The sequence below is a fragment of the Pseudomonas sp. NPDC088368 genome, from assembly GCF_044753445.1.
Taxonomy (GTDB): domain Bacteria; phylum Pseudomonadota; class Gammaproteobacteria; order Pseudomonadales; family Pseudomonadaceae; genus Aquipseudomonas; species Aquipseudomonas bambusae.
This window is the reverse complement of record NZ_JBIVNG010000009.1, coordinates 198,227-223,244: the sequence shown is the minus strand read 5'-3', so window position 1 is coordinate 223,244 and position 25,018 is coordinate 198,227. Positions and strand designations below refer to the sequence as shown.

Here is a 25,018-nt window from a genome sequence, read left to right as displayed (position 1 = left end):
CATCTGATCCGCAAGGTCCGCTAAACCCTCACCCCATATAAGGGACAGCGCTACCTCACTCCTGCACCACTGTTACGCCAATCGTAACTATTCATGTCGCAAATCCGTCTTTTTAAAAATTCGTTAGCCCCCTATCATCGCGCCACTCATAAAGCTGAAACGTTTAATCCGTCGATCTGTCAATCAATGCCACGCGACGTATTGACGCAGCAACTGCCTGCGCCGCACTCACATCACCAAGAAGAACTCATCGCCCATGCCTGCTCATTCGAAACGTTGCCCCCGTCTTCGCCCCTTTCATCATCACCACGCATTGGGGCTTGCGGCCCTGAGCCTGGCGACGTGCGCTCAAGCAACGCCTGCGTTCGACAGCGAGTCGCCGTGGATGCTGGGGGATTGGGGAGGCAAGCGCACCGAGCTGTCGCGACAGGGTTATGACTTCAAGCTGGACGCGGTGGTAGAAGTCGGCTCGAACCTGCACGGCGGCTACGATCACGACGAGGCGACCCGCTACGCCGACCAGTTCGCCCTCGGCGCGCACATGGACCTGCAAAAGATCTTCGACTGGCACGACGCCGAATTCCAGGTCACGCTGACCAACCGTAACGGCGACAACATCAGCAACGACCGCGTTGGCGACCCGCGCGTGGGCACAATCTCGTCGTCTCAGGAAGTCTGGGGCCGGGGCAATATCACGCGCCTCACGGACCTCTGGTATCAGCAGAAATTTTTCGACCAGAAACTGAGCGTCAAGGTCGGCCGTTTCAACGAAGGGGAAGACTTCAACACCTTCCCCTGCGATTTCCAGAACCTGGCGCTGTGCGGCTCGCAGGTCGGCAACTGGGGCGGCGGCATCTGGTACAACTGGCCCGTCGGCCAATGGGCGATGCGGGTCAAATACCAGCTCACCCACGAACTCTTCGTGCAAGTCGGCGCGTTCGAACAGAACCCGTCGAACCTGGAAAACGACAACGCCTTCAAGCTCAGTGGCAGCGGCACTCAGGGCGCCGTTCTCCCGGTCGAGCTGGTCTGGTCGCCGAATGTCAACGACCTGCCGGGCGAATACCGCCTCGGTTACTACTACAGCACCGCCGACAGCACCGACGTCTACAAAGACAGCCGTGGTCGCTATGCCGCGCTAAGCGGCGAAAATTACGCCTCGTCGTCGAGCAAACACGGCCTATGGCTGACCCTGCGCCAGCAAGTGACGAGCCAGGCCAGCGACAACAGCCGTGGCCTGAGCCTGTTCGCCAACGGCACCCTCCATGACAAAAAGACCAACATGATCGACAACTACGTCGCGTTGGGCGCCACCTACACCGGCCCGTTCGACGCGCGTCCCAAGGACGACCTCGGTCTGGCGGTCGGCCGCATCCACGTTAACCCGGCGTACCGCAAGAACACCCATCTGCTCAATCAGGCCAACGAGGTCAGCGGCTACAACGACCCGGCCTTCTTGCCTGTGCAAGACACCGAATACAACGCCGAACTGTATTACGGCGTGCATGTCGCCAACTGGCTGACCGTGCGGCCCAACCTGCAATTCATCCGCCATCCGGGCGGCGTGAATCAGGTAGACGACGCGCTGGTGGCCGGTCTGAAGATCCAATCCTCGTTCTGATTGGCCTCTTTAATCTTTCTGTATCCCTGTTGAGGAACTAGCGTTAAGGCCTTGGCTTCCAAGCCACAACGCTACAACGGATTTAGCGTCAACCACTTAATCGTTACGGAGTACGACACTATGAGCACTGACGGTGCTTTCGGTAAGGGTCGCCTGCTGCCGAGCTTGCTCGGGCTGGTGATTCTGATCATGGGCCTGGCCTTGCTGGCCGGGGGTATCAAGCTGCTGACACTGGGGGGGTCGCTGTACTACCTGCTGACCGGGATCGGCTTCATCATCACCGGCATTCTGCTGATTCAGGGCGGTCGCTCGGCACTGGGTCTGTTCGCGCTGGTGTTGTTCGCGAGCACGGTCTGGGCCTTGTGGGAAGTTGGCCTGGATTGGTGGCAGCTGGTGCCACGTCTGTCGCTGTGGTTCGTGCTCGGCATCGTGATGCTGCTGCCATGGTTCCGTCGCCCGGTCCTGCGTGGCCAGCCGGGTGGTCTACCGACCGTGGCGCTGAGCATCGCTGTCGTCCTGGCCGGCCTGACCGCCATCGCCAGCCAGTTCACCAGCCCCGGTGAAATCAAAGGCACGCTGGACCGCGATGACGCGGGCGTGGCGTACGACCCGCAGCCGATGCCCGATGGCGACTGGCAGGCGTATGGTCGCTCCGAACACGGCAATCGCTACTCGCCGCTGAAGCAGATCACCCCTGCAAACGTCGGCAAGCTGCAGGAAGCCTGGCGCATTCGCACGGGTGATCTGCCCAGCGCTGAAGACCCGGTCGAGCTGACCAACGAGAACACGCCGCTGAAGGTCAACGGCATGGTCTACGCCTGCACCCCGCACAGCAAAGTGCTGGCGCTGGACCCGGACACCGGCAAGACCATCTGGTCGTACGACCCGCAGATTTCCAAGGAAGGCGCGAAGAACTTCACCGGTTGGGCGCACATGACCTGCCGTGGCGTCTCGTACTATGACGAAGCGGCCTACGCTAAATCCGACGTCGGCGCCCCAGCCGCAGCGCTGTCAGCTGCTGGCACCGCGATTGCTGCGTCCTGCCCGCGTCGTCTGTACCTGCCAACGGCCGACGCCCGCCTGATCGCGCTGAACGCGGACACCGGTAAAGTCTGCGAAGACTTCGCCAACAAAGGTGCCATTGACCTGCGCGCCAACATCGGCCCGTTCACCGCCGGGGGTTACTACTCCACCTCGCCTGCGGCGATCACGCGCAACCTGATCATCATCGGCGGCCACGTGACCGACAACGAGTCTACCAACGAGCCATCGGGTGTGATTCGCGCCTACGACGTGCACGACGGCAAGCTGGTGTGGAACTGGGACCCAAATAACCCGGACGCCACGGCCCCTATCGCGGCCGATCAGTTCTACTCGCGCAACGCCCCGAACATGTGGTCGCTGGCCAGTGTCGACGAGAAATCGGGCCTGGTCTTCCTGCCGCTGGGCAACCAGATGCCTGACCAATACGGGGGTGACCGCACCCCTGGCGCCGAGAAATTCAGCGCCGGTCTGGTCGCGCTGGACGTCAACACCGGCAAAGTGCGCTGGAATTACCAGTTCACCCATCACGACCTGTGGGACATGGACGTACCGAGCCAGCCAACGCTGATCAACCTGAAAACCAAGGACGGCGTGAAGCCGGCCGTGATTCAGCCGACCAAGCAAGGCAGCCTGTACGTACTGGACCGTCGCGACGGCACCCCTATTGTGCCCATCGACGAAGTCCCGGCGCCGACCGGTGCCGCGCAAGGCGACCATACCTCGCCGACCCAGGCCCGTTCGCAACTGAACATGCTGCCGCCTGAGCTGACCGAGAAATCCATGTGGGGCGCGACCGCGTTCGACCAGATGCTCTGCCGCATTCAGTTCAAGGAGCTGCGTTACGAAGGTCAGTACACGCCGCCGTCCGAACAGGGCAGCATCATCTACCCGGGCAACGTTGGCGTGTTCAACTGGGGCGCCGTGTCGGTCGACCCGGTGCGCCAGCTGATGTTCACCAGTCCGAACTACATGGCTTTCGTCTCCAAGCTGGTGCCACGTGCCAAGGTGGAAGCGGGCAGCAAGCGCGAAAGCGAAACCAGCGGCGTGCAGCCGAACACCGGCGCGCCATACGCCGTGATCATGCACCCGTTGATGTCGCAGATCGGCATGCCGTGCCAGGCGCCATCGTGGGGTAACGTCGCTGCGGTGGACCTGACCACCAACCAAGTCGTCTGGAAACACAAAAACGGCACCAGCCGCGACAACACTCCAGTGCCGATTGGCCTGCCAGTGGGTGTGCCAAGCATGGGCGGTTCGATGGTCACGGCGGGCGGTGTCGGCTTCTTGGCCGGTACGCTCGACCAATACCTGCGCGCCTACGACGTGAAAACCGGCAAAGAGCTGTTCGCCGGGCGTCTGCCAGCGGGCGGCCAAGCGACCCCGATGACCTACACCGGCAAGGATGGCAAGCAATACGTGCTGATCGTTGCGGGCGGCCACGGTTCGCTGGGCACCCGAATGGGCGATTACATCATTGCCTACAAGCTGCCGGAGTGATCGGTTAGCGCAGCCATGATGTGAATGAAAAAGGCGGTCATCGAGAGGTGACCGCTTTTTTTGTTCAAGCGAGGCCTTGGTGCGGTTCAAGCTTTTAATTCTGGCCGAAGGAATGCTGAGGTGGCGCTATTTAGTCTTTTGATTCTGGCCGAAGGCCGTAGGAGTTGGCTTGCCTACGATCTGGCGCGCAGCGCCAGCAAAATTTAGCCTTTGGTTGTGTCAGAAAGACCATATTCTGCGGGTTTACGACTGCTGCGCAGCCGATCGTAGGCAAGCCAACTCCTACGGCCTTCGGCCAGAAACGGTACTTCGTCGGACGTGAAATCCTCTACTTCTCGATCACTTCTCCACGCTGGGGCGCCAATCGGGCGATCAACCGATTCTGTGTCGGCACCGGAATATGCTGCTCATCCATTGCGTCGATCAAATTCTCCACCAGTGCATTGAAATCGCTCCGACTGATGTTCATGCCTTTATGGACTTCAGGCAGCGCATCCCCCGAATAGGTACACGGCCCACCGGCCTCCATGCAGAACTTCTCCACCAGTTTGTCCCGCGCGCGAACGATGTCGACCTTCGCGAAATACTTGTAGATCCGATCATCCTGGGCGACATGCAACAGCATCCCCTCGACGATCCTTTGAATCCCGGCACGCTCACCCAACGCGTGATAGAGGCTGTCATCCTTGGGCGGTTGTTGAGCGCACCCAACCAGCAGGGCCAGTCCCCACATCCCCATCCACTGCAAAAGCCGCCTCATCAGAAGCTCCCCTGCACAGACAGGTAGGTGCCGTTCTGATTATCCAGCGTGGCGATTTCGCCCAGACGCGCGTAGGCCAGCACCACCGATACGTGCTTGTTCGGGAACCAGCCGACAAAGGCGTCGGCCCAATCGCTCTCACCGGCAAACGACAGGTTGTCCGGCTTCTCGCGGTACTCCACGCCCACTGCCCAGCGCGGGTTGAAGAGCATGACCACTGAGCCTTCCTTCAAAACACTGCGGGTGTCGCGCCGGTCGCCGCCGAACCCCAGCAGACCGGTTTCATTGGCCCGGCTGTAACGCACGCCACCGTTGACCACCACGTTGTAGCCAAACGCTGCGCCCATGAACAATCGGCTGGCAGTCAAATAGCCTTCCACGTCGGAATCGCGTTTCGCTCCGACCAGGCTGGGGATCAGGAAATCGTTCTGATGCTTGTATTCGAGGCCCAACGAGACTTGCGGCAGTTGGTCGTAGATCAAGTCCCCGAACAGGCGCACCTTGACCCCGAAAATGTCTTGGGTGAGGTTGTCTTCGGGCAGGCTGAGTTTGTGGACCAGCGAGCCCAGGTCAAATCGCTGATGGGCGTAGGACACTTCCACGCGATTGCCGTAGGACGCTGCCATACCCGCGACGTCCAGCGTGTAGTCCGGAAGGTTGATATGGGTGCCGAACAGGTTCGCCCCCCATTCGCCTTTCTCGTCGTAATTGCCAAGCACCGCCCACGGGATGATCCCGCCGCCCGCCGCGCCTTCGATGCTGCTCGCACCCCCGGTCGCAATCAGGCGCCCCTGCTCGGCCTCGACCACCGGCGCAATCATGCCACCGGTACCGCCCACCACACTTGCTAACACCACAGGGCTGAAAACAGCCGAGAGACGACGTGTCATAACCTTGAACCCGATCAGTGAATCATCATGCTGGGTGAACTGTGAGCCTTGGCAATCCAGGCCTCGAATGCCACCGCTGTGAGCGGGCGGCTGATCAAATAACCCTGTGCCGTATCGCAGTGCCACCGCTCCAACAGCCGCAGGCTGTGTTCGTACTCGACACCTTCAGCCACCACCTTCAGCCCCAGGTTGTGGCTCATTTCGATGGTGGAACGGACGATCACCGCGTCCTCGCTCGTCTCATCGAGATTGCGCACGAAGGACTGGTCGATCTTCAGTTCCTGCACCGGCAGCCGCTTGAGGTGCGCCAGTGAAGAGTAGCCGGTGCCGAAGTCATCCACCGACAGACTGATGCCGCATTCGCGCAGGCGATTGAGCACCTTCAAGGCATGCTCTGGCTCGCGCATCACGGCGCTTTCGGTGATCTCGAATATCAGTTGTTCGGCGGGTACGCGGTACAGCTTGAGCAGATCCGACACACGGTCCGCCAGATCACCACTGAGCAGGTCGTCCGCCGAAATGTTCACCGACAGCTGCACGTGCAGCCCGCGGCGCCCCCATTCTGCCAACTGACGCATCGCTTCCTCGATTACCCAACTGGTCAACAGCTGAATGCTGCCAGTGCGTTCGGCCAGAACGATGAACTCCGCCGGCGAGACGTTTCCGAACTGCGGATGCTGCCAGCGCAGCAGGGCCTCGGCCTGACGCGTGCGACCGTTGCGGATGTCCAGTTTGGGCTGGTAATGCAGCATCAGCTCGCCGTTGCGCGGGGCATGGCGCAGGTCGCGAATCAGGCTGATCTGACGCTGATGCGCCAGGTCGCGGCCGTCTTCGTAGACTTGCAGACGACCCGGCATCTGCGTGGCGTCCTGACGTGCAATAGCGGCGCGCCTGACCAGTTCGGACGGCGAGTCACCGTTGGCGGGATACGCCGCAATACCGATGCAGGCGTCCAGCGAAATGTCGTGATCGTGAATGCGTTGCGGTTTCAGGAGCAGACGCTGCAAGCGGTCGGCCACGGCAACCGCGCTGTCCACTTCGGCATTGTGGACCAGCAACAGAAATTCATTGCCCGACAAACGCGCCACGGTATCGCCGGGGCGCAGCGGCAGTTGCAGTTGCTCGCCCATCACTTGCAGCAACTGCTCGATGCCTTCCGGGCCGATGCTGTCGTTGATCGCACGGAAATTCTCGATCCCCAGGTAGAGCAGAGCCACGGCCCGCTCGGCCGCAATCGCACTGCCCAGACGCTCCATCACCAGCGCCCGGTTGGGCAGGCCGGTCAAGCCATCGTGCAGCGCGTTGTGCGCCAGTTGCTGCTCACGTTCGGCGATGCCGCTTTGCATCGAATTGATCGCGCCCGCCAGCAAACCCAGTTCATCACTGCGTTCAAGAGTCACCGGCGTGCCGTAGTCGCCTTCGCCAATGCGCTCGGCGGCCAGGGCCAGGGCACGAACCGGATGCGACACGCTGCGCGCCAGCAATAACGCGCCAATCAGCGAGCCGGCCAACGCCACGAGGGTGATCCAGAACAGCTTTTCATCCAGCGGCGCGAAAGCTTGCATGGCCTGATCGAGCGGGCTTTGCAGCAGCGCCACGACCTGATCGCCATTACTGTCGCCCGTGTTGCTCAATTCCAGACGTTTGCTGAGAAAGCTTTGATTGCCGTGTTCGGTCATGACCATCTGGCCGCGATCGGTGCTGAGCATCACCCCGCGAAGGCTGTCGTACAAAGGCTGCGGCTGGGTGCTGATGATCTGCCCCGGCAACTGATGCACCACCGACAGAAACGACACTTGCAGACCGCTGAGCGAGCGCAGTTCCTGGGCGAGGTCATCATCCATGCTGAAACCCATGACCACGCGAGCAATGGGCAGCGGCGCCATGACGGTGCTTTCGACCAGCAAGTGCGGTTTGCCCTGCAGCGGCACGATCAGCATCGACTGGTTATGGGACTTCAGGTCGCGCAACGCCTGGGTGTACGGAAACGGTGAGCCTTCGGGAATCTGCTCGACCGTGCTGGAGAGCACCTTGCCGTCCATGCCCAGCAGGAACATGTCATTGGCGTTGATGCGTGCGCCGTGGTTCTGCAGGACCGAGCGAATGGTCGCCGAGTCCGCCGACGCCACCGCATCGCGGAAACCGAAATCGCTGGACAGCAGTTGCACGGCGTCGCGCAACCGTTTGCCGCGCATCTCCAACAAACCCTCGAACACCCGCGTACCCACGTCCAGTTGAGCCTGGGCCTGTTTGCGCACAGCGTCCTGCGTCGCGGCCCGGACGGCCACAAACACGGCGCTGACCACGATCAACAACAGCAGGATCAGCACGCCGGCAATGCGTGCCTGAAAGCTAATTCGTCGTTTCATTCATGGGCGGCTTTATGAAAGGCATCGCCGAACGCGCTGGGCGGTGGCGTTGCAGGCATGTCATCACCCTTGGGCTGCACGGTAACGCTGAAACGCTTGTGCAGACCCGCGGCCGGAATGTCGATTTCGCCTCCTGGCACAGGCTGCATGTCAGGCGCCTGTGGATGCCACAGCGTCGCCACATAGTGGCCTGCAGGCATTTGGTCGAGAGTCAGCGTGCCTTTGTCATTGCTCACGCCGAACCAGGGATCGTCAGTCACGTAAACATAGCCGAGCATCCAGTCGTGGATGTTGCAGCCCAGTACGACTACGCCAGGCTTGTCGAACAGCACGGGCTCAGACGGCGTGCCGCCATACAGACGCAATTCGAAACGTTTGGCGGGGGAAAAGGAGTACACCTGGTGACGAATGTCGTCGCTGTTGGGGAATTTGATCTGCGTGCCGGTGCGCACTGCCAAGACATGCGGCGCGAAGCGCTGGTCGCGTTGGTCCATGTCGGCCTTGGGCGCAGGATCGGGTTTGCCCGCCGGGCCTTGAAGGGTCAGCACCACATCGCTCAGCGATTTGCCCTGCGCGTCGACGAATTCGGCAGTCAGGGTGGCGGCGTAGGCAGCCGAGCCAAAAAAAAGAGAGGCAGCCACCAGCAACGATGAGACAACAGGCTTCATACGCAGAATCCAGAACGCTTGGTCGGTGAAAGAAAAGCGCCGGCCCTGGCAATACATTGCTACGTCCCCACGAGCTTAACCGGCGCTTACCGGAAGATCACGCGATAAAAACAGGCACAACGCCATCATACATGGCTAACCGATGAAAGGCATAAATCGCACAGATCTTCCAATCGAACTCCATATTCAATGCTATCGACCATAACTATTGAAACCTGAGCCCGACCGCCCCATCTAAGCCTCATCTCCATTCATGCAGGTGCCCCATGAGCGACCAGCAAGCAGACAGCACTCATTCGTCCGATGATGACCACGAACACGAAGTCATCGGCTCAGATCGCAAAAGCCTCGCCCTGCCCGGCCAGAACCTTCCGGACCAGGTCTACATCATCCCGATTCACAACCGCCCGTTCTTCCCGGCACAAGTCCTGCCTGTCATCGTCAACGAAGAGCCGTGGGCTGAAACCCTGGAGCTGGTGAGCAAATCCGATCACCACTCGCTCGCCCTGTTCTTCATGGACACGCCCCCCGACGACCCGCGCCATTTCGACACCAAGGCCCTGCCCGAATACGGCACGCTGGTGAAGGTGCACCACGCCAGCCGCGAAAACGGCAAGCTGCAATTCGTCGCCCAGGGCCTGAGCCGTGTGCGCATCAAGACCTGGCTCAAGCACCACCGCCCGCCGTTTCTGGTGGAAGTCGAATACCCGCACCAGCCCAACGAGCCGACCGACGAGGTCAAGGCTTACGGGATGGCGCTGATCAACGCGATCAAAGAACTGCTGCCGCTCAACCCGCTGTACAGCGAAGAACTGAAGAATTACCTCAACCGCTTCAGCCCCAACGACCCGTCGCCGCTGACCGACTTCGCCGCTGCCCTGACGTCTGCCAAAGGCAACGAGCTGCAGGAAGTGCTGGATTGCGTGCCTGTGCTCAAGCGCATGGAAAAAGTCCTGCCGATGCTGCGCAAGGAAGTCGAAGTCGCGCGCCTGCAGAAAGAAATCTCCGCCGAAGTGAACCGCAAGATCGGGGAGCACCAGCGCGAGTTTTTCCTGAAAGAACAGCTCAAAGTCATTCAGCAAGAGCTGGGCCTGACCAAAGACGACCGCAGCGCCGACATCGAACAGTTCGAGCAGCGTCTGGAAGGCAAGACATTGCCGCCTCAAGCCCGCAAACGCATTGACGAAGAGCTGAACAAACTCTCGGTGCTGGAAACCGGCTCGCCGGAATACGCCGTCACCCGCAACTACCTCGATTGGGCCAGCTCGGTGCCGTGGGGTGTTTTTGGCGAAGACAAGCTGGACCTGAAACACGCACGCAAAGTGCTTGATCAGCACCACGCCGGGCTTGATGACATTAAAAGCCGCATCCTCGAATTCCTCGCGGTCGGTGCTTACAAGGGTGAGATCGCAGGCTCCATCGTGCTGTTGGTCGGCCCGCCGGGCGTGGGTAAAACCAGCGTCGGCAAGTCGATCGCCGAATCTCTGGGGCGTCCGTTCTACCGTTTCAGCGTCGGCGGCATGCGCGACGAGGCCGAAATCAAGGGCCACCGCCGTACCTACATCGGCGCCCAACCGGGCAAGCTGGTGCAGGCGCTGAAAGACATGGAAGTGATGAACCCGGTCATCATGCTCGACGAAATCGACAAGATGGGTCAGAGCTATCAAGGCGACCCGGCGTCGGCGCTGCTGGAAACCCTCGACCCGGAACAGAACGTCGAATTCCTCGACCACTATCTGGACCTGCGTCTGGACCTGTCGAAAGTGCTGTTCGTCTGCACCGCCAACACCCTCGACTCAATCCCCGGCCCGCTGCTCGACCGGATGGAAGTGATTCGCCTGTCGGGTTATATCACCGAAGAAAAACTCGCCATCGCCAAGCGCCACTTGTGGCCGAAACAGTTGGATAAGGCCGGTGTCTCGAAAAACAGCCTGACCATCAGCGACAGCGCCCTGCGCGCCGTGATTGATGGCTACGCCCGCGAAGCCGGTGTGCGGCAGTTGGAAAAACAGCTGGGCAAACTGGTGCGCAAGGCCGTGGTCAAGCTGCTGGACAACCCGGACACCGTGGTCAAGATCGGCCCGAAAGACCTGGAAGCCTCGCTTGGCATGGCGGTGTTCCGCAACGAGCAAGTGCTGTCGGGCACCGGCGTCATTACCGGGCTGGCCTGGACCAGCATGGGCGGCGCGACCCTGCCGATCGAAGCGACCCGCATCCACACCCTCAATCGCGGCTTCAAGTTGACCGGGCAACTGGGCGATGTGATGAAGGAATCTGCGGAAATCGCCTACAGCTATGTCAGTTCCAATCTGGCGAAATTTGGCGGTGACAAAGGCTTCTTCGATGAAGCGTTCGTTCACCTGCACGTGCCGGAAGGCGCCACGCCAAAAGACGGTCCTAGCGCGGGCGTGACCATGGCCAGTGCCCTGCTCTCGCTGGCTCGCAACCAGGCACCGAAAAAAGGCGTGGCCATGACCGGCGAGCTGACCCTCACTGGGCACGTGTTGCCGATTGGCGGGGTTCGGGAAAAAGTGATCGCGGCGCGTCGGCAGAAGATCTTCGAACTAATCCTGCCCGAGGCCAACCGCGGCAACTTCGAAGAACTCCCCGATTACCTCAAGGAAGGCATCACCGCGCACTTCGCCAAACGCTTCTCGGACGTGGCGAAGGTGCTGTTCTAAGCCACACACCCTGTGACGGCGCCCGCTCCCGGAGGTTTGACTCATGACCGGTGGGAGCGAATTCTTTCGCGATCCGTTCTTTCAGGCGATGCATGCGTATCGTCTGTTCGGGCCTCTCGCGAATGAATTCGCTCCTACCGGACGTGGACCGCCAGCAAGATCGTGGACTTCCCATCCCTGTCATTAGCATCCTCCCAGTCTTCGGTTATGCTCAGCCCCATGTCGCCTACGACCGGAGCCCTCATGACCCTTGCCCGCCTGCTTGTCCCACTCAGCCTGGCCCTGCTGGCCGCCTGCGCCCAGCAACCGAAACAGATCGTCTCCCTTGAAGACCAGAAAGACTGCCCGATCACCCTCACGACCGGCCAGACCCTCATGCTCATGCTCCCCAGCAATCCCACCACCGGCCATCGCTGGTTGATGCAGAACCCCGCCCCCTCAATCCTCAACGCGCTCGGCCCGGAAGTCTTCAACACCCCGGAAGCGGTCAACATGGTCGGCACCTCGGGACAGTCGGTCTGGCGTTACAAGGCCGCCAATGCGGGGACGGGCCATTTGATGATGGTGTATCAACAGCCCTGGGCGCCGGAAGTACGGCCGGAGCGCACGTTCGATTGCGCGATCACGGTGAAATGACTCTTCAAACCGAACGATGAGTTGAGGTTTCGGCATCGCGACACAATCGCTAAAATGCCGCACTTTTCGTTTTCCCTTCGGAACCGCCGTGAGCCAAGAACCCGACCGCCTATTCGCCCAACCGCTGGCCCAAGTGCCCGATTTCGCGTTCAACGAAGACGTGGTGCGGGTGTTCCCGGACATGATCAAGCGTTCGGTGCCCGGCTACCCGACCATCGTCGAGAACGTCGGTGTGCTCGCGGCGCAGTTCGCGCAGCCTCACAGCGTGCTGTACGACCTCGGCAGTTCCCTCGGTGCGGTCACGCAGTCCTTGCGCCGCCACGTGCGCACCGAAGACTGCCGCGTCATTGCCATCGACAACTCCACGGCCATGGTCGAACGCTGCCGCGAATACCTCAACGCGCAGGACTCCATGTTCCAGGAGCTGCTGCCGGTCGACGTGATCGAAGGCGACATTCTCGCCCTTGAATTCCAGCCCGCCTCGGTCGTGGCGCTGAATTTTACCCTGCAATTCATTGCCCCCGAGCAACGTCTGGAACTGCTGCGTCGCATTCGCCAGGCGCTGGTGCCAGGCGGCGCGCTGATCCTCTCGGAAAAACTGCGTTTCAACGACGGCGAAGAACATGATCTGCTGACCGACCTGCACGTGGCGTTCAAACGCGCCAACGGCTACAGCGAGCTGGAAATCGCCCAAAAACGCAGCGCCATCGAAAACGTGATGAAACCCGACAGCCTCGACCAGCATCGCGAACGCCTGTTGGCCGCCGGTTTCTCCAAAGTCGTGCCGTGGTTCCAGTGCCTTAACTTCGCCTCGTTGATTGCCCTCCCATGATTGATCTCGCACCGCTCGTTCGCCGTCTGGCGGGCACACCTTTGTACGGCTGGGCCCAAGGCCTACAGGCGCAACTTGACGCGAAAATGGAGAAAGGCCACGGCGATCTGGAACGCTGGCAAGGCGCTCTGAACGCACTGCCCGACCTGATCCCGAACCGCGTCGAGCTCAAGAATGATTTCACCCTGGAAGCCGATTGCGACGACGCCACCCGCGAGCAGACCCGAGCGGCCTTGATGGGCCTGTCGCCGTGGCGCAAAGGGCCGTTCGACGTGTTCGGCGTGCACATCGACACCGAATGGCGCTCGGACTGGAAATGGTCGCGGGTCTCGCCGCATCTGGATCTGGTCGGCAAGCGGGTGCTGGATGTCGGCTGCGGCAACGGCTATTACCAATGGCGCATGCTCGGCGCCGGGGCGGACAGCGTGATCGGCGTTGACCCGAACTGGCTGTTTTTTTGCCAGTTCCAGGCGATGCAGCGTTACTTGCCTGATCTGCCTGCCTGGCATCTGCCCTTCGCGCTGGAAGACCTGCCTGCGCGGCTGGAAGGCTTCGACACGGTGTTTTCGATGGGCGTGCTGTATCACCGCAAATCGCCCATCGACCATTTGCTGGCACTGAAGGATTGCCTGGTGAAGGGTGGCGAGCTGGTGCTGGAAACCATGGTCGTCGAAGGTGATGTGCACCAGGTGCTGGTCCCGGAAGACCGCTACTCGCAGATGCGCAACGTGTGGTTCCTGCCCTCGGTGCCTGCGCTGGAACTGTGGCTGCGCCGCGCCGGGTTTGTCGATGTGCGCTGTGTGGACGTGAGCACCACCACCGTTGAAGAACAGCGCAGTACCGAATGGATGAAGTATCAATCCCTCAGCGACTTCCTCGATCCGAACGATCCAGGCAAGACCGTGGAAGGCCTTCCCGCGCCGCGTCGGGCGGTGATCGTTGGGCGCAAGGCCTGACAGAGCACCGCTCCTTTATAAACCCAAAGCCACTGTGGGAGCGAATTCATTAGCGAAAGAGGGTTCGGTCAATGAAGATGCATTGCCCGTACCGCCGCCTCGCGAATGAATTCGCTCCCACAGGTATCGTGGTGTTTCAATAGCTCCCCGTGTGTATCAGCCCTTGGCAGCCGCCGCCAGAATCAACGCCTTCATCTCCGACACCGCCGACTTGAACCCCACGAACAACGCGTGGGCCACCAGCGCGTGACCGATGTTCAGCTCGTTGATGCCCTTGATCGCGGCCACCGCTTCCACGTTGTGGTAATGCAGGCCATGGCCCGCGTTGACGATCAGGCCCTGCTGGATGCCAAACGCCACGCCGTCCGCAATACGCTGCAACTCTTCCGCCAGCTCAGTCGGCGTTTCCGCATCGGCGTAACGTCCAGTGTGCAGCTCAATGGCGGGCGCCCCCACGCGAGCGGACGCTTCAATCTGGCGCTCGTCGGCGTCGATGAACAACGACACCTCACTGCCAATGGCCGAAAGACGCTCAACCGCTGCCTTGATCCGAGCTTCCTGACCCGCAACATCGAGCCCGCCTTCGGTGGTCAGTTCCTGACGGGTCTCCGGGACCAGGCAAATGTGCGCCGGACGAATGCGCTCGGCGAACGCCATCATCTCTTCGGTGACGCCCATCTCGAAATTCATGCGGGTCTGCAACACATCCTTGAGCAGCAGTACGTCGCGCTCCTGAATGTGACGACGGTCTTCACGCAGGTGAACGGTGATGCCATCCGCCCCCGCCTCTTCGGCATCCAGCGCGGCCTTCACCGGGTCGGGATAGCGGGTACCACGGGCCTGACGCAGGGTTGCCACGTGGTCAATGTTCACGCCGAGCAGAATGCGGGTGCTGTGGGTCACTTTGGTCTCCTGAAACGTGATACGGACAGGCAACAGGCCTGTCGCTGAATAAAAAGTCGTGTTGCTAGGGTTTGCGGAACAGCTCTCGACTCACCAGCGGGCGACCGCCCAGGTGCACGGCAAGCGCCTGACGCATCAGCCGTTTGGCAGCGGACAATGCACCCGGCGCGGTCCAGTCTGCTTCGGACATCGCCAACAGCTCGGCGCCCTGAAACAGACCGGGCTGAAACAGATACACCCGCTCAAGCCCGGCATCCACTTGCAGGCGGTACATGCCGTCGGCGGCCAGCGGGTCGCCATTGAGGTCCGCGTCGAGGGCAAAACCGTAACCCAAGTCGTCCAACAGGCGCCACTCGAAAGATCGTAGTAAGGGTTCGAGCGCCCGACCTTCCGCCAGTGCCACCAGTGTCGCGGCGTAATGCTCGAACACGCCGGGATGGGGGTCTTCGGCGGGCAACAGGCGAATCAGCAGTTCATTGAGATAAAGACCGCTGAACAATGCGTCGCCTTCCAGCCAGGCCGCAATACCCGCACCTTCCATGCGCCCGACATTCTTCAGCTCGCCACGCCCGCGAAACTCGACTTCCAGCGGCACGAACGGCCGCGCCAGCGAGCCCGCCTTGCCTTTGGCGCTGCGCAACACGGCACGCAAACGCCCCTGCGGCGTAATGAAGTCCACCAGTGCGCTGTTTTCGCGATAGGCCCGGCTGTGCAGCACATAGGCGCGTTGGCCGACGGGTGGGGTTTGGGACATTAAGATCTCATTGGGCTAATACGTATTTACCAACGCCGCAAACTACTGTGGGAGCGAATTTATTCGCGAATGGCCGGCACATCCAACACATGTCTATCGGATGGACCCGCGTCTCGCGAATGAATTCGCTCCCACAATGTTTAACGTCAACGCCTGAGCAGGCGTTACGCAGCCAACCCGTTACAGGTCGCCGTAACCCAACGAACGCAACGCGCGCTCGTCATCGGACCAGCCGCCTTTGACCTTGACCCACAGGTTGAGCATCACTTTGGAATCGAACAGCACTTCCATATCGCGACGGGCATCGGAACCGATGCGCTTGATGCGCTCGCCCTTGTCGCCAATGATGATTTTCTTCTGGCCATCACGCTCGACGAGAATCAGCGCATGGATGTGCAAGGTCTTGCCCTGCTGCTTGAATTCTTCGATCTCGACCGTGATCTGATACGGCAGCTCGGCACCCAGCTGACGCATGATTTTCTCACGCACCAATTCGGCGGCCAGGAAACGGCTGCTGCGGTCGGTAATCTGGTCTTCCGGGAAAAAATGATCGTTTTCGGGCAACTGCTCGGCGATGACTTTTTCCAGCGCGTCGAGGTTATGCCCCTGCTGTGCGGAAATCGGGATGATCTGCGCGTTCGGCAGTTGCTCCTGCAACCAGGACAGGTGCGGCATCAGATCAGCCTTGTCCTCGATGCGGTCGGTCTTGTTCAACGCGACGATCAGCGGGCCCGTCACGTATTGCACGCGCTCCAGCACCATTTGGTCCTCGTCGGTCCACTTGGTGCGGTCCACCACGAAGATCACCACGTCGACGTCTTTCAACGCCGCCGAAGCGGTTTTGTTCATGTAGCGGTTGAGCGCCTTGTCACTGTTCTTGTGCATGCCGGGGGTATCGACATAGATCGCCTGCACGGCGCCTTCGGTCTTGATGCCCAGCATGTTGTGACGAGTGGTCTGGGGCTTGCGCGAGGTGATCGCCAGTTTCTGGCCAAGGATGTGGTTCAACAGCGTCGACTTACCCACGTTTGGCCGGCCAACGATGGCGACATAGCCACAGCGTGTTGCAATTGAATCAGTCATTGCCATTCTCCACACCCAGGGCAATAAGGGCTGCGGCCGCCGCTACCTGTTCGGCAATGCGACGGCTGACACCTTGTCCCCGGCTTTTTTCGTTCAGTAAGGTGATCTCGCATTCGACGAAAAACGTCCGGCAATGCGGCTCGCCCTGAATATCCACCACTTCGTAGCGCGGCAATTCACAGGCGCGGGACTGGAGGAATTCCTGCAGTCGGGTTTTCGGGTCTTTGTTGGTGTCCACCAGCGTCAGGCTGTCGAACTCGCTGGCCAGCCAGGACAGCACGCGTTCGCGCGCCATGTCCATGCCGGAATCCAGATAGATCGCGCCGATCAACGCTTCGAGGGCGTCGGCCAGAATCGATTCGCGACGAAAACCGCCACTTTTCAATTCCCCGGACCCCAGTCGCAGGTATTCACCCAGATCGAAACCGCGGGCCAGCAAGGCGAGGGTCTCGCCCTTCACCAGACGTGCGCGCAAACGGGACAACTGACCTTCGCGGGCCTGCGGAAAACGCTCGAACAGCGCCTCGCCTGCCACGAAGTTGAGGATGGCATCACCGAGGAATTCCAGACGCTCGTTGTTGCGCCCGGCAAAACTGCGGTGGGTCAATGCCAGGACCATCAATTCCTGGTCCTTGAAGGTATAGCCGAGCTGACGCTCCAGGCGACTCAATGACACGCTCACGGTTTACCCACGCTGAATTCGCGGTCGAACTTGACCACCAGATCGATGTTCTGGATCAGTGGCTCACGCTGTTCGTATTTCAAATGGGCGAGGAACCTGTTGTTCTCCGTCGTCACGCTTAACGCCTTGTTCAAATCCAAATCCCGAATGTTGTTGACCTGCATGCCTTTGGCCACATAGTCATAAAACTCGCTGCTGTTGTTGATATCCGCGGTCTTGTCCGTCCCCGCGGCCTCGATGATCTTTTTCAGCGACATGTAATCGAGGTAATGCGGCACCAGCTTGGCTGCAGTACTCGCGGCAAATGCAACGAGGGCCAGCAATACCAGCCACCCAATGAACGACAAGCCTTTTTGCGAACCGGCAGAAGTCATGTTTGCCCTCAAGAATAGTCCGTCCTTGCTGTCAGCAAGGTGAGCCCTGCAGCATAGCTCGCTGAAATGACATACGGCGCTGTGTCAGACAGCGCCGCATAAGTGTCACTTGATCAAGCCGACCCGTGAGAAATTCGGGAAGTGGCTCAGTTTCGGCTCCGGCCAGCTCATCCAGACGGCAAAGGCCTTACCGACGATGTTCTTGTCGGGCACCATGCCCAGCTCGTCCTTGGGAATATTGGGGTCATCCCAGTAACGGCTGTCGTTGGAGTTGTCGCGGTTGTCACCCATCATGAAGTAGTGACCCGCCGGCACCGTCCACTCGTGGTCAGGTGGCGCGCGGTAACGGCTCATCTCCTGACGGATCTGGTGCTCCACCGCGCCCAGTTTTTCGTCATACAACTCGGCGCTGCCCAGCGTTCCTGGCTCTGAGCCGATGAGTTGCTTGGCGACCAACTGTCCATTGATGAACAACTGCTTGTCGTTGGTGTAGCGAATCACGTCGCCCGGCAGGCCGATGACACGCTTGATGTAGTTGACGTTCGGGTCGCTTGGGTAGCGGAACACCATCACATCGCCCCGCTGCGGGTCACTCACCGGGATCACCTTGAGGTCGATCACCGGCAGGCGAATGCCGTAGGAGAACTTGTTGACCAGTATGAAATCGCCCACATCGAGCGTCGGCTTCATCGAACCCGACGGGATCTGGAACGGCTCGACCAGAAACGAGCGCAGCACCAGCACGATAAACAGCACTGGAAAGAACGATTTGCCGTACTCGACGAGCAACGGCTCCTTGTTCAACTGCTCGACGACAGCGACATCCGGCTGGCTCACGCTGCCCTGATAATTCGCTATCGCAGTCCGCCGACGCGGCGCCAGTATGATCAGATCGAACAAGGCCAACAGACCGCAAACGAATACGGCAATGACCAACAACAGCGGGAAATTTAGTGACATAGGGCCTGACTATTCCAACCTGAGCACTGCAAGGAAGGCTTCCTGTGGAATCTCCACGTTACCGACCTGCTTCATGCGTTTCTTACCGGCCTTCTGCTTTTCAAGCAGTTTTTTCTTACGGCTTACGTCACCACCGTAACACTTGGCCAGTACGTTCTTTCTGAGCGCCTTGACGGTTGTACGCGCGATAATCTGGCCACCGATGGCGGCCTGGATTGCCACGTCGAACATCTGACGAGGAATCAGTTCTTTCATCTTTTCAGTCAACGCCCGGCCTTTATAAGCGGCGTTGTCCCGGTGCACGATCAGCGCCAGCGCGTCGACCTTGTCACCGTTGATCAGAACATCCAGCTTCACGAGGCTCGCCGACTGATAACGGTCGAAATGATAGTCCAGCGAGGCGTAACCGCGACTGGTGGACTTCAAACGGTCGAAGAAGTCCAGTACCACTTCGTTCATTGGCAGATCGTAGGTCACCTGCACCTGTGTACCGAGGAACAGCATGTCGTGCTGAACGCCACGCTTCTCGATGCACAGTGTGATGACGTTCCCCAGGTGCTCTTGAGGCACAAGGATGTTCGCCCGCACGATAGGCTCACGCATGTCTTCGATCGCGGAAAGATCCGGCAACTTCGACGGGTTATCGACGTAAATGGTTTCACCGGTCTTGAGCAGCAGCTCGAAGATTACGGTCGGCGCAGTGGTGATCAGGTCCAGGTCGTATTCGCGCTCCAGGCGCTCCTGAATGATCTCCATGTGCAGCATGCCGAGGAAGCCGCAGCGGAAGCCGAAGCCCAGTGCGTCAGAGCTTTCCGGGGTGTATTGCAGCGACGAGTCGTTCAGCGTCAGTTTCTGCAACGCTTCGCGGAAATCCTCGAAGTCGTCGGAGCTGACCGGGAACAGACCGGCGTAAACCTGGGGCTGAATGCGCTTGAAGCCGGGCAGCACTTCCACGTCCGGCGTCGAGCTCAAGGTCAGCGTGTCACCCACCGGCGCACCGTGAATGTCCTTGATACCAGCAATGATGAAGCCCACTTCACCGGCTTTCAGGTCAGCGGTCGCGGTATGTTTCGGGTTGAACACGCCCACGCTGTCGACCAGATGCATCTTGCCGGTGGACTTGACGAGGATCTTGTCGCCCTTCTTGACGCGGCCATGACGTACGCGCACAAGGGAGACAACGCCCAGATAGTTGTCGAACCAGGAGTCGATGATCAGCGCTTGCAGCGGGTCTTCGATGTTACCGGTCGGCGCAGGGATGGTCTTGACCAGACGCTCCAGCACTTCGTCGACGCCCATGCCACTCTTGGCGCTACAGGCCACGGCGTCTGTGGCATCGATGCCGATGATCTTCTCGATTTCGTCCTTGACGCGGTCCGGATCGGCCTGCGGCAAGTCCATTTTGTTCAGGACCGGCATAACTTCCAGGCCCTGTTCGATGGCGGTGTAGCAGTTGGCGACGGACTGCGCTTCCACGCCCTGACCGGCATCGACCACCAGCAGCGCGCCCTCACAGGCGGCCAGCGAACGGCTGACTTCATAGGTGAAGTCGACGTGGCCGGGGGTGTCGATGAAGTTCAGTTGGTAGGTGATGCCGTCCTGCGCCTTGTAATAAAGGGTGACACTGTGGGCCTTGATCGTGATGCCGCGCTCACGCTCCAGATCCATGGAGTCAAGCACCTGGGCTTCCATCTCACGTTCGGTGAGGCCACCGCACATTTGAATGAAACGATCAGCCAGCGTCGACTTGCCATGGTCAATGTGGGCGATGATGGAGAAATTGCGGATATGACTCAAATCACTCACGGATCAACACTCGAAAAAGGTTGCAGGCAGACTGCCCGCCGAAAAATAGCCGGGAATTGTACCTGAAGGAAGGCTGGGGCGTCACGTTGCACACGAGGACAGAGAGCCTTCCGACAGCGGGATACAAAAAAGGAGCGGCCAGGCCGCTCCTTTTCCCTGTCTGGCTGATTATTCCGCCAGTTTGAATGTGATGAACGTCGCACGGCCCTGACGCAGCACCCGCATCGACACCGAACGATTCTTCGGCAGGTCCTTGGCCACGTCGGTGAACTGCTTGGCCGAGGTGATGGCCTGGTTATTCAGGTGAGTGATCACGTCGCCCGTCTGGAGGCCGATGAGCGAAGCAGGACCGTCCTGAACATCCTTGATGGCAACGCCGCCTTTCAGGTCCATCGACTTCAGCTGCTCGGCGGTCAGGTCAATGACCGAAACGCCCAGACGGTTGCTGTTGCGCTCGACACCTGACTCGGAAGCGCCCATCTCCTCGCCTTCTGCTGGCAGCGCGCCAACGGTCACGGTGAGTTTCTGACGCTTGCCGTCGCGGATCACTTCCAGTTCGGCTTTGCTGCCGTCTTTCAGGTTGCCGATGAGGTGTGGCAAGTCTGCGGACATGACGATCGGCGTACCGTTGGCGCTGAGAATCACGTCACCGACCTGCAGACCGGCTTTGGCGGCAGGACCGTCATCCAGCACCTGCGCGACCAGGGCACCGGCCGGCTTGTCCAGACCGAACGACTCGGCCAGGTCCTTGTTCACTTCCTGAATCACAACGCCCAGCCAGCCGCGATTGACCTTGCCGTTAGCCTTGAGCTGGTTGGCAACGTCCATGGCCACGTCGATCGGGATCGCGAAGGACAGGCCCATGAAACCGCCGGAACGGGTGAAAATCTGCGAGTTGATCCCCACGACCTCACCGGCCATGTTGAACAGCGGACCACCCGAGTTGCCGGGGTTGATCGCTACGTCCGTCTGAATGAACGGCACATAGGTGTCATTCGGCAGGCTGCGGCCCTTGGCGCTGACAATGCCTTTGGTGACCGAGTGGTCGAAACCGAACGGCGAGCCAATGGCCAGCACCCACTCGCCCACTTTCAGCTTGTCCGAGTTACCGAGCTTGACGGTCGGCAAGTCTTTGCCATCGATCTTCAGGACGGCCACGTCAGTACGGGGGTCGGTGCCGATCAGCTTTGCTTTCATTTCGCTGCGATCCGAAAGGCGCACCAGAATTTCGTCGGCACCGTCGATCACGTGGTTGTTGGTCAGGATGAAGCCGTCGGCGGAGATGATGAAGCCCGAGCCCAGGGACTGCGCTTCACGTTGACGATCGCCTTTGCCCGAGCCTGATCCTGGCGGACGCGAACCCGGCGGCATGCTGCGCTCAAGGAACTCGCGGAGCATCGGCGGCAGGCCTTCCAGATCAGGCATCTGCCCCTTCGCCACGGAGCGGTCCGGCAGTTTCTGGCGGGTACTGATGTTGACGACGGCAGGCGAAGCCTGCTCCACCAAAGATGTAAAGTCCGGCAGGGCTTCTGCCTGCGCAGTGAGGACCTGACCGAGCATCAGCACGGCGGCCATCCAGGACAGATAAGTTTTCAAGCGTGGTATCGACATACGGCTCCCGTTCACAACGAGCATGGTTAAGCGGTACGAACCCAACAGGTTCGAGGAGCATCTGCATCTGGCAGTGTTGCTCAGAGCATCACTCTCAGCCAGTTTTACGCTCTTTCAGCTTTCTGAAAGCTGAAACAACAAAAGGCCAGAGCCAAGAGGCTGTGACCTATAGAAAAAAAAGAGTGGGATTGCAACCTGCAAAGCTGACCAAACATTTCAGCGTCTCGATCAAAGCCCGCGTTTGCGTGGCTGGCGGATGATAACGCCCTGCATGAAACCTTTTTCATGCAGGGCATACACCGGTTGGAGTCAGTTCTTGCTGGTCGCCCCGGACGCCTTGCTGCCAGCAGAGGAGGTGGCAGGATCATTGCGCATCGACAGGGCAATACGCTCGGCCGTACCGATCGGGATTTCGCCCACTACAGTCACCATTGCGTCACCCTTGGGGGTGGTCAAGCGACGTGAGACAGCGACAGTCGGGCCTAATTGGGTGCGAATGTCAGTCACCGCCGCGCCACTCACGGGCTCGATGAATACCGAGAAGCGGGCCAAGCCGTCGTCATACATGAGACTGGTGACCAGCGTCTTGGAGTCCGGATCTTTACGCGCAGCGGCGTTGCTGAGCTCAAAGCCGGGCGGCAACCAGTCGGAATGCCACGCGACTTGCTGCTTTTGCGGCTCCGGTTTGGTTTTCGCCACCGTAACGGTTTTGCAATCAGCGCTGGGCTGAAGCATCTGGTCCGTCAATGGGTCTGCCGAATTGAGCTCGGTAAACTGGAAACGCTCCAGCAGTTGCCCTTTGTCGCTCAACAACAGCGATTTGAGAGGCAATCCGGTCTGGTTATCCAGGTGCAGCTCGATGCCATAGCGATGCTGATCGCGGGGCGTCAACGTGACGACTGTGGCCGGACGTCCCGCGACACGGGAGCTTCCAGCCACCTTCATGTCATACCACGCCGACAGCTTTGCAGCATCGAAGGCGTGAGCAGGGGAGTCAGGGAGGTTCGACACGCCCGCCTCAAGGGTACCGCTGACGCATTGGGTTACCCCATCGACGCGCAGCACCTCTTGAGCGGAACCATCGAGCTGAAGCAAATGCTCACTGACCTTGCCATCGGCAACGCGATGCCAAATCCGGTGAGTAGAGAAACTTCCATTGCGTTCGTAAACGAAGGTGCCTTGAAAGCTTTGCTGCTGTTCTGCCTGCGCAAGACGCTTGAGCTGGTCTTGCGCATCATCGGCATGAACGGGAAGGACCAGCCATCCACCAAGCAGAAGCGGCACTAGAGGGATGGCGCGCATGATCCTCCTTAACGGTTTTCCAGGCTGGCGGCGCGTGCGTATGGCAGTGCGCTTTCAGTGCCTTTCAACGCAGCTTGCTGAGCATGTTGACGCAGATACCCAGGCAGACGCTGATCGTGCCAGCCAGCCTGATTCTGCAACACTCCGCTGGCCATCGGGCCCGGGGCTTGCTCGCTTTCGGTGTAACCCGCCAGCACCGCAGGGCCTTTTACTTGAGGCATTGCGATGTTGGTCGGCTGTGCCGATTGCTGCGCCAGTTGTGCACCAGCGATCTCGTCCTGGTTGTAAAGACGCACGCCAGCCAGCACGGCGACAGTGACCGAAGCGGCTACCGCCAAGCGTCCCAACGTACGCCAAGGACCACGACCGGCCTTCAGCGGGCTGACTTCGTCGGCAATCGCGGCGGAAACAGCAGCCGAGATGTCCAGATGAGGCATCAGCAGTTCTTTATGCATTGCCGCACGAGCAATTTGATAACGCGACCATGTGGCACGTGTATCCGCATCGTCGATTGCGTTGAGCACCCGACGTAATTCCAATTCGTCCGCTTCGTTATCCATCACCGCGGACAGCGATTCCTGCAGGGCTTCACGACTCATGGCGGTTCCTCTCATATGGCTATCGCCGCTGTCTCAGGTTTCCTGCAACAAAGGCTGCAGGGCTTTATCAATGGCTTCCCGAGCGCGGAAAATGCGAGAGCGCACGGTACCAACCGGACACTGCATCACGCTCGCAATGTCTTCGTAACTCAGACCGTCAAACTCACGCAAAGTTAGAGCTGTACGCAAATCTTCTGGCAGTAGCTGGATGGTCCGATGGACGGTGCCTTCGATCTCATCCCTTAACAATGCACGTTCCGGCGACTCGATGTCCTTGAGGCCATGATCGCCGTCGTAGAACTCCGCGTCTTCAGATCTGACATCGCTGTCCGGCGGTCGCCGACCTCGCGACACCAGATAATTCTTCGCCGTGTTAATGGCGATGCGGTACAGCCACGTATAAAACGCACTGTCGCCGCGGAAGTTCCCAAGCGCACGGTAAGCCTTGATAAAAGCCTCTTGCGCGACATCCTGGGCTTCGTGGGTGTCGTGAACGAACCTCACGATCAACCCAAGAATCTTGTGCTGATATTTCACCACTAGCAGATCAAAGGCTCGCTTGTCGCCGCGCTGTACGCGTTCGACCAGTTGCTGATCCTCTTCCTGGGTTAGCATGAACACTCCTCATAGAGCTCAAAGGAGTGTCGCAGAGGCTGCTTCACAGGCTTGCAAACATAGACTCGGGCTTTTCGCAAAAGTTCTCCCCCCTTCAAGCAAGTTTCCGGCGAGCGTCGGTAGCCCGCACGAAAAACGCAGCTCGAACCAGGTCGGCTGCGTGAATAATCTTGTCGTCGAAAGCGCTTGCGCGGAGGGATGAACCCTCTTTGCGCTACGCCGACGCTGTCCCTTTATCGGCAACCCTCTATTGAACGTGGGGCTTCATGAAAAGTTCCCATATTTCGTTGAGGGCTGTAAGACACGCACCGCAGGTTTGTAGGATCCAATTCGAACGCAGCGCTGACATTGAATTCGCCCGCCAAACGGTATGCA

The 25,018-nt window shown here is 59.8% G+C and carries 21 protein-coding genes; 6 read left to right on the top strand and 15 right to left on the bottom strand.

Going from position 1 to position 25,018, the window contains the following annotated elements:
* Positions 1 to 256: 256 nt before the first annotated feature.
* Both ACIQAL_RS20805 and ACIQAL_RS20800 read left to right on the top strand, forming a co-directional pair.
* Entirely contained in the window at positions 257 to 1,621 is a 1,365-nt protein-coding gene (locus ACIQAL_RS20805) for a carbohydrate porin (RefSeq protein ID WP_401148936.1), read from the top strand.
* Between the two features lie 120 nt (positions 1,622 to 1,741).
* Positions 1,742 to 4,162 carry a glucose/quinate/shikimate family membrane-bound PQQ-dependent dehydrogenase gene (locus ACIQAL_RS20800; RefSeq protein WP_401148934.1) on the top strand — a complete coding sequence of 807 codons (2,421 nt, stop codon included), beginning with the start codon at positions 1,742 to 1,744 and terminating at the stop codon, positions 4,160 to 4,162.
* 328 nt (positions 4,163 to 4,490) lie between these two features.
* Here the strand turns inward: ACIQAL_RS20800 and ACIQAL_RS20795 are convergent, their stop codons facing one another.
* The 4 genes from ACIQAL_RS20795 to ACIQAL_RS20780 all read right to left on the bottom strand — a co-directional run bounded on the left by ACIQAL_RS20795 (position 4,491) and on the right by ACIQAL_RS20780 (position 8,849).
* The gene (locus tag ACIQAL_RS20795; protein WP_401148931.1) at positions 4,491 to 4,922 is read right to left on the bottom strand and encodes a group 1 truncated hemoglobin; all 432 of its coding nucleotides are present in this window, start codon (positions 4,920 to 4,922) and stop codon (positions 4,491 to 4,493) included.
* Complete coding sequence (locus ACIQAL_RS20790) at positions 4,922 to 5,743, bottom strand: DUF3034 family protein (RefSeq protein ID WP_401149305.1); 822 nt, start codon at positions 5,741 to 5,743, stop codon at positions 4,922 to 4,924. Before ACIQAL_RS20790 ends, ACIQAL_RS20795 begins: the two co-directional genes overlap by 1 nt.
* Positions 5,744 to 5,826: 83 nt before the next feature.
* Positions 5,827 to 8,181 (bottom strand): putative bifunctional diguanylate cyclase/phosphodiesterase, encoded by a 2,355-nt coding sequence (locus ACIQAL_RS20785; RefSeq protein WP_401148929.1) that lies wholly within the window; start codon positions 8,179 to 8,181, stop codon positions 5,827 to 5,829.
* Complete coding sequence (locus tag ACIQAL_RS20780; protein WP_401148926.1) at positions 8,178 to 8,849, bottom strand: methylamine utilization protein; 672 nt, start codon at positions 8,847 to 8,849, stop codon at positions 8,178 to 8,180. The genes ACIQAL_RS20785 and ACIQAL_RS20780 overlap by 4 nt, the downstream gene beginning before the upstream one ends.
* Before the next feature lie 266 nt (positions 8,850 to 9,115).
* On the opposite strand from ACIQAL_RS20780, the gene lon reads away from it, so the two are divergent.
* From lon to cmoB, 4 genes are all read left to right on the top strand, one after another.
* Entirely contained in the window at positions 9,116 to 11,530 is a 2,415-nt protein-coding gene (gene lon / locus ACIQAL_RS20775) for an endopeptidase La (protein WP_166596222.1), read from the top strand.
* 243 nt (positions 11,531 to 11,773) lie between these two features.
* Entirely contained in the window at positions 11,774 to 12,166 is a 393-nt protein-coding gene (locus ACIQAL_RS20770; RefSeq protein WP_341962485.1) for a protease inhibitor I42 family protein, read from the top strand.
* An 88-nt stretch (positions 12,167 to 12,254) separates the two neighbouring features.
* Positions 12,255 to 12,998 (top strand): carboxy-S-adenosyl-L-methionine synthase CmoA, encoded by a 744-nt coding sequence (cmoA, locus tag ACIQAL_RS20765; protein ID WP_401148922.1) that lies wholly within the window; start codon positions 12,255 to 12,257, stop codon positions 12,996 to 12,998.
* Entirely contained in the window at positions 12,995 to 13,954 is a 960-nt protein-coding gene (gene cmoB / locus ACIQAL_RS20760; RefSeq protein ID WP_401148919.1) for a tRNA 5-methoxyuridine(34)/uridine 5-oxyacetic acid(34) synthase CmoB, read from the top strand. The genes cmoA and cmoB overlap by 4 nt, the downstream gene beginning before the upstream one ends.
* 156 nt (positions 13,955 to 14,110) lie before the next feature.
* Here cmoB and pdxJ read toward each other — a convergent pair whose 3' ends face one another.
* The 11 genes from pdxJ to rpoE all read right to left on the bottom strand — a co-directional run bounded on the left by pdxJ (position 14,111) and on the right by rpoE (position 24,643).
* Positions 14,111 to 14,857, bottom strand: a complete 747-nt coding sequence (gene pdxJ, locus ACIQAL_RS20755) for a pyridoxine 5'-phosphate synthase (protein ID WP_401148916.1) — start codon at positions 14,855 to 14,857, stop codon at positions 14,111 to 14,113.
* A gap of 64 nt (positions 14,858 to 14,921) precedes the next feature.
* Positions 14,922 to 15,611: a DNA repair protein RecO gene (gene recO, locus ACIQAL_RS20750; protein WP_401148913.1), complete on the bottom strand. Its 690-nt coding sequence runs from the start codon at positions 15,609 to 15,611 to the stop codon at positions 14,922 to 14,924.
* Between the two features lie 180 nt (positions 15,612 to 15,791).
* Positions 15,792 to 16,694, bottom strand: coding sequence for a GTPase Era (gene era, locus ACIQAL_RS20745; RefSeq protein WP_166596216.1), 903 nt, complete (start codon positions 16,692 to 16,694; stop codon positions 15,792 to 15,794).
* Positions 16,687 to 17,376, bottom strand: a complete 690-nt coding sequence (gene rnc / locus ACIQAL_RS20740) for a ribonuclease III (RefSeq protein WP_166596215.1) — start codon at positions 17,374 to 17,376, stop codon at positions 16,687 to 16,689. Before rnc ends, era begins: the two co-directional genes overlap by 8 nt.
* Complete coding sequence (locus ACIQAL_RS20735) at positions 17,373 to 17,750, bottom strand: DUF4845 domain-containing protein (protein WP_166596214.1); 378 nt, start codon at positions 17,748 to 17,750, stop codon at positions 17,373 to 17,375. Before ACIQAL_RS20735 ends, rnc begins: the two co-directional genes overlap by 4 nt.
* A 105-nt stretch (positions 17,751 to 17,855) precedes the next feature.
* Positions 17,856 to 18,710 carry a signal peptidase I gene (gene lepB / locus ACIQAL_RS20730; RefSeq protein ID WP_166596213.1) on the bottom strand — a complete coding sequence of 285 codons (855 nt, stop codon included), beginning with the start codon at positions 18,708 to 18,710 and terminating at the stop codon, positions 17,856 to 17,858.
* 9 nt (positions 18,711 to 18,719) lie between these two features.
* Positions 18,720 to 20,516, bottom strand: coding sequence for a translation elongation factor 4 (gene lepA, locus ACIQAL_RS20725; protein ID WP_166596212.1), 1,797 nt, complete (start codon positions 20,514 to 20,516; stop codon positions 18,720 to 18,722).
* 168 nt (positions 20,517 to 20,684) lie between these two features.
* Positions 20,685 to 22,121, bottom strand: coding sequence for a DegQ family serine endoprotease (locus ACIQAL_RS20720; protein WP_341964483.1), 1,437 nt, complete (start codon positions 22,119 to 22,121; stop codon positions 20,685 to 20,687).
* Positions 22,122 to 22,436: 315 nt separating this feature from the next.
* On the bottom strand, positions 22,437 to 23,429 hold the full coding sequence (locus ACIQAL_RS20715) for a MucB/RseB C-terminal domain-containing protein (RefSeq protein WP_401148907.1): 993 nt from the start codon (positions 23,427 to 23,429) through the stop codon (positions 22,437 to 22,439).
* Between the two features lie 8 nt (positions 23,430 to 23,437).
* Positions 23,438 to 24,028 carry an anti sigma-E factor RseA C-terminal domain-containing protein gene (locus tag ACIQAL_RS20710; RefSeq protein ID WP_166596209.1) on the bottom strand — a complete coding sequence of 197 codons (591 nt, stop codon included), beginning with the start codon at positions 24,026 to 24,028 and terminating at the stop codon, positions 23,438 to 23,440.
* Between the two features lie 33 nt (positions 24,029 to 24,061).
* Positions 24,062 to 24,643, bottom strand: coding sequence for an RNA polymerase sigma factor RpoE (gene rpoE / locus ACIQAL_RS20705; RefSeq protein WP_037014368.1), 582 nt, complete (start codon positions 24,641 to 24,643; stop codon positions 24,062 to 24,064).
* Positions 24,644 to 25,018 lie beyond the last annotated feature (375 nt).

Bases quoted from the DNA above. Each gene is read 5' to 3' on its own strand.
- ACIQAL_RS20805 (WP_401148936.1), top strand. From the start codon at position 257: ATGCCTGCTCATTCGAAACGTTGCCCCCGTCTTCGCCCCTTTCATCAT.
- ACIQAL_RS20800 (WP_401148934.1), top strand. From the start codon at position 1,742: ATGAGCACTGACGGTGCTTTCGGTAAGGGTCGCCTGCTGCCGAGCTTG.
- ACIQAL_RS20795 (WP_401148931.1), bottom strand. From the start codon at position 4,922: ATGAGGCGGCTTTTGCAGTGGATGGGGATGTGGGGACTGGCCCTGCTG.
- ACIQAL_RS20790 (WP_401149305.1), bottom strand. From the start codon at position 5,743: ATGATTGCGCCGGTGGTCGAGGCCGAGCAGGGGCGCCTGATTGCGACC.
- ACIQAL_RS20785 (WP_401148929.1), bottom strand. From the start codon at position 8,181: ATGAAACGACGAATTAGCTTTCAGGCACGCATTGCCGGCGTGCTGATC.
- ACIQAL_RS20780 (WP_401148926.1), bottom strand. From the start codon at position 8,849: ATGAAGCCTGTTGTCTCATCGTTGCTGGTGGCTGCCTCTCTTTTTTTT.
- lon (WP_166596222.1), top strand. From the start codon at position 9,116: ATGAGCGACCAGCAAGCAGACAGCACTCATTCGTCCGATGATGACCAC.
- ACIQAL_RS20770 (WP_341962485.1), top strand. From the start codon at position 11,774: ATGACCCTTGCCCGCCTGCTTGTCCCACTCAGCCTGGCCCTGCTGGCC.
- cmoB (WP_401148919.1), top strand. From the start codon at position 12,995: ATGATTGATCTCGCACCGCTCGTTCGCCGTCTGGCGGGCACACCTTTG.
- recO (WP_401148913.1), bottom strand. From the start codon at position 15,611: ATGTCCCAAACCCCACCCGTCGGCCAACGCGCCTATGTGCTGCACAGC.
- era (WP_166596216.1), bottom strand. From the start codon at position 16,694: ATGACTGATTCAATTGCAACACGCTGTGGCTATGTCGCCATCGTTGGC.
- ACIQAL_RS20735 (WP_166596214.1), bottom strand. From the start codon at position 17,750: ATGACTTCTGCCGGTTCGCAAAAAGGCTTGTCGTTCATTGGGTGGCTG.
- lepB (WP_166596213.1), bottom strand. From the start codon at position 18,710: ATGTCACTAAATTTCCCGCTGTTGTTGGTCATTGCCGTATTCGTTTGC.
- ACIQAL_RS20715 (WP_401148907.1), bottom strand. From the start codon at position 23,429: ATGCGCGCCATCCCTCTAGTGCCGCTTCTGCTTGGTGGATGGCTGGTC.
- ACIQAL_RS20710 (WP_166596209.1), bottom strand. From the start codon at position 24,028: ATGAGTCGTGAAGCCCTGCAGGAATCGCTGTCCGCGGTGATGGATAAC.
- rpoE (WP_037014368.1), bottom strand. From the start codon at position 24,643: ATGCTAACCCAGGAAGAGGATCAGCAACTGGTCGAACGCGTACAGCGC.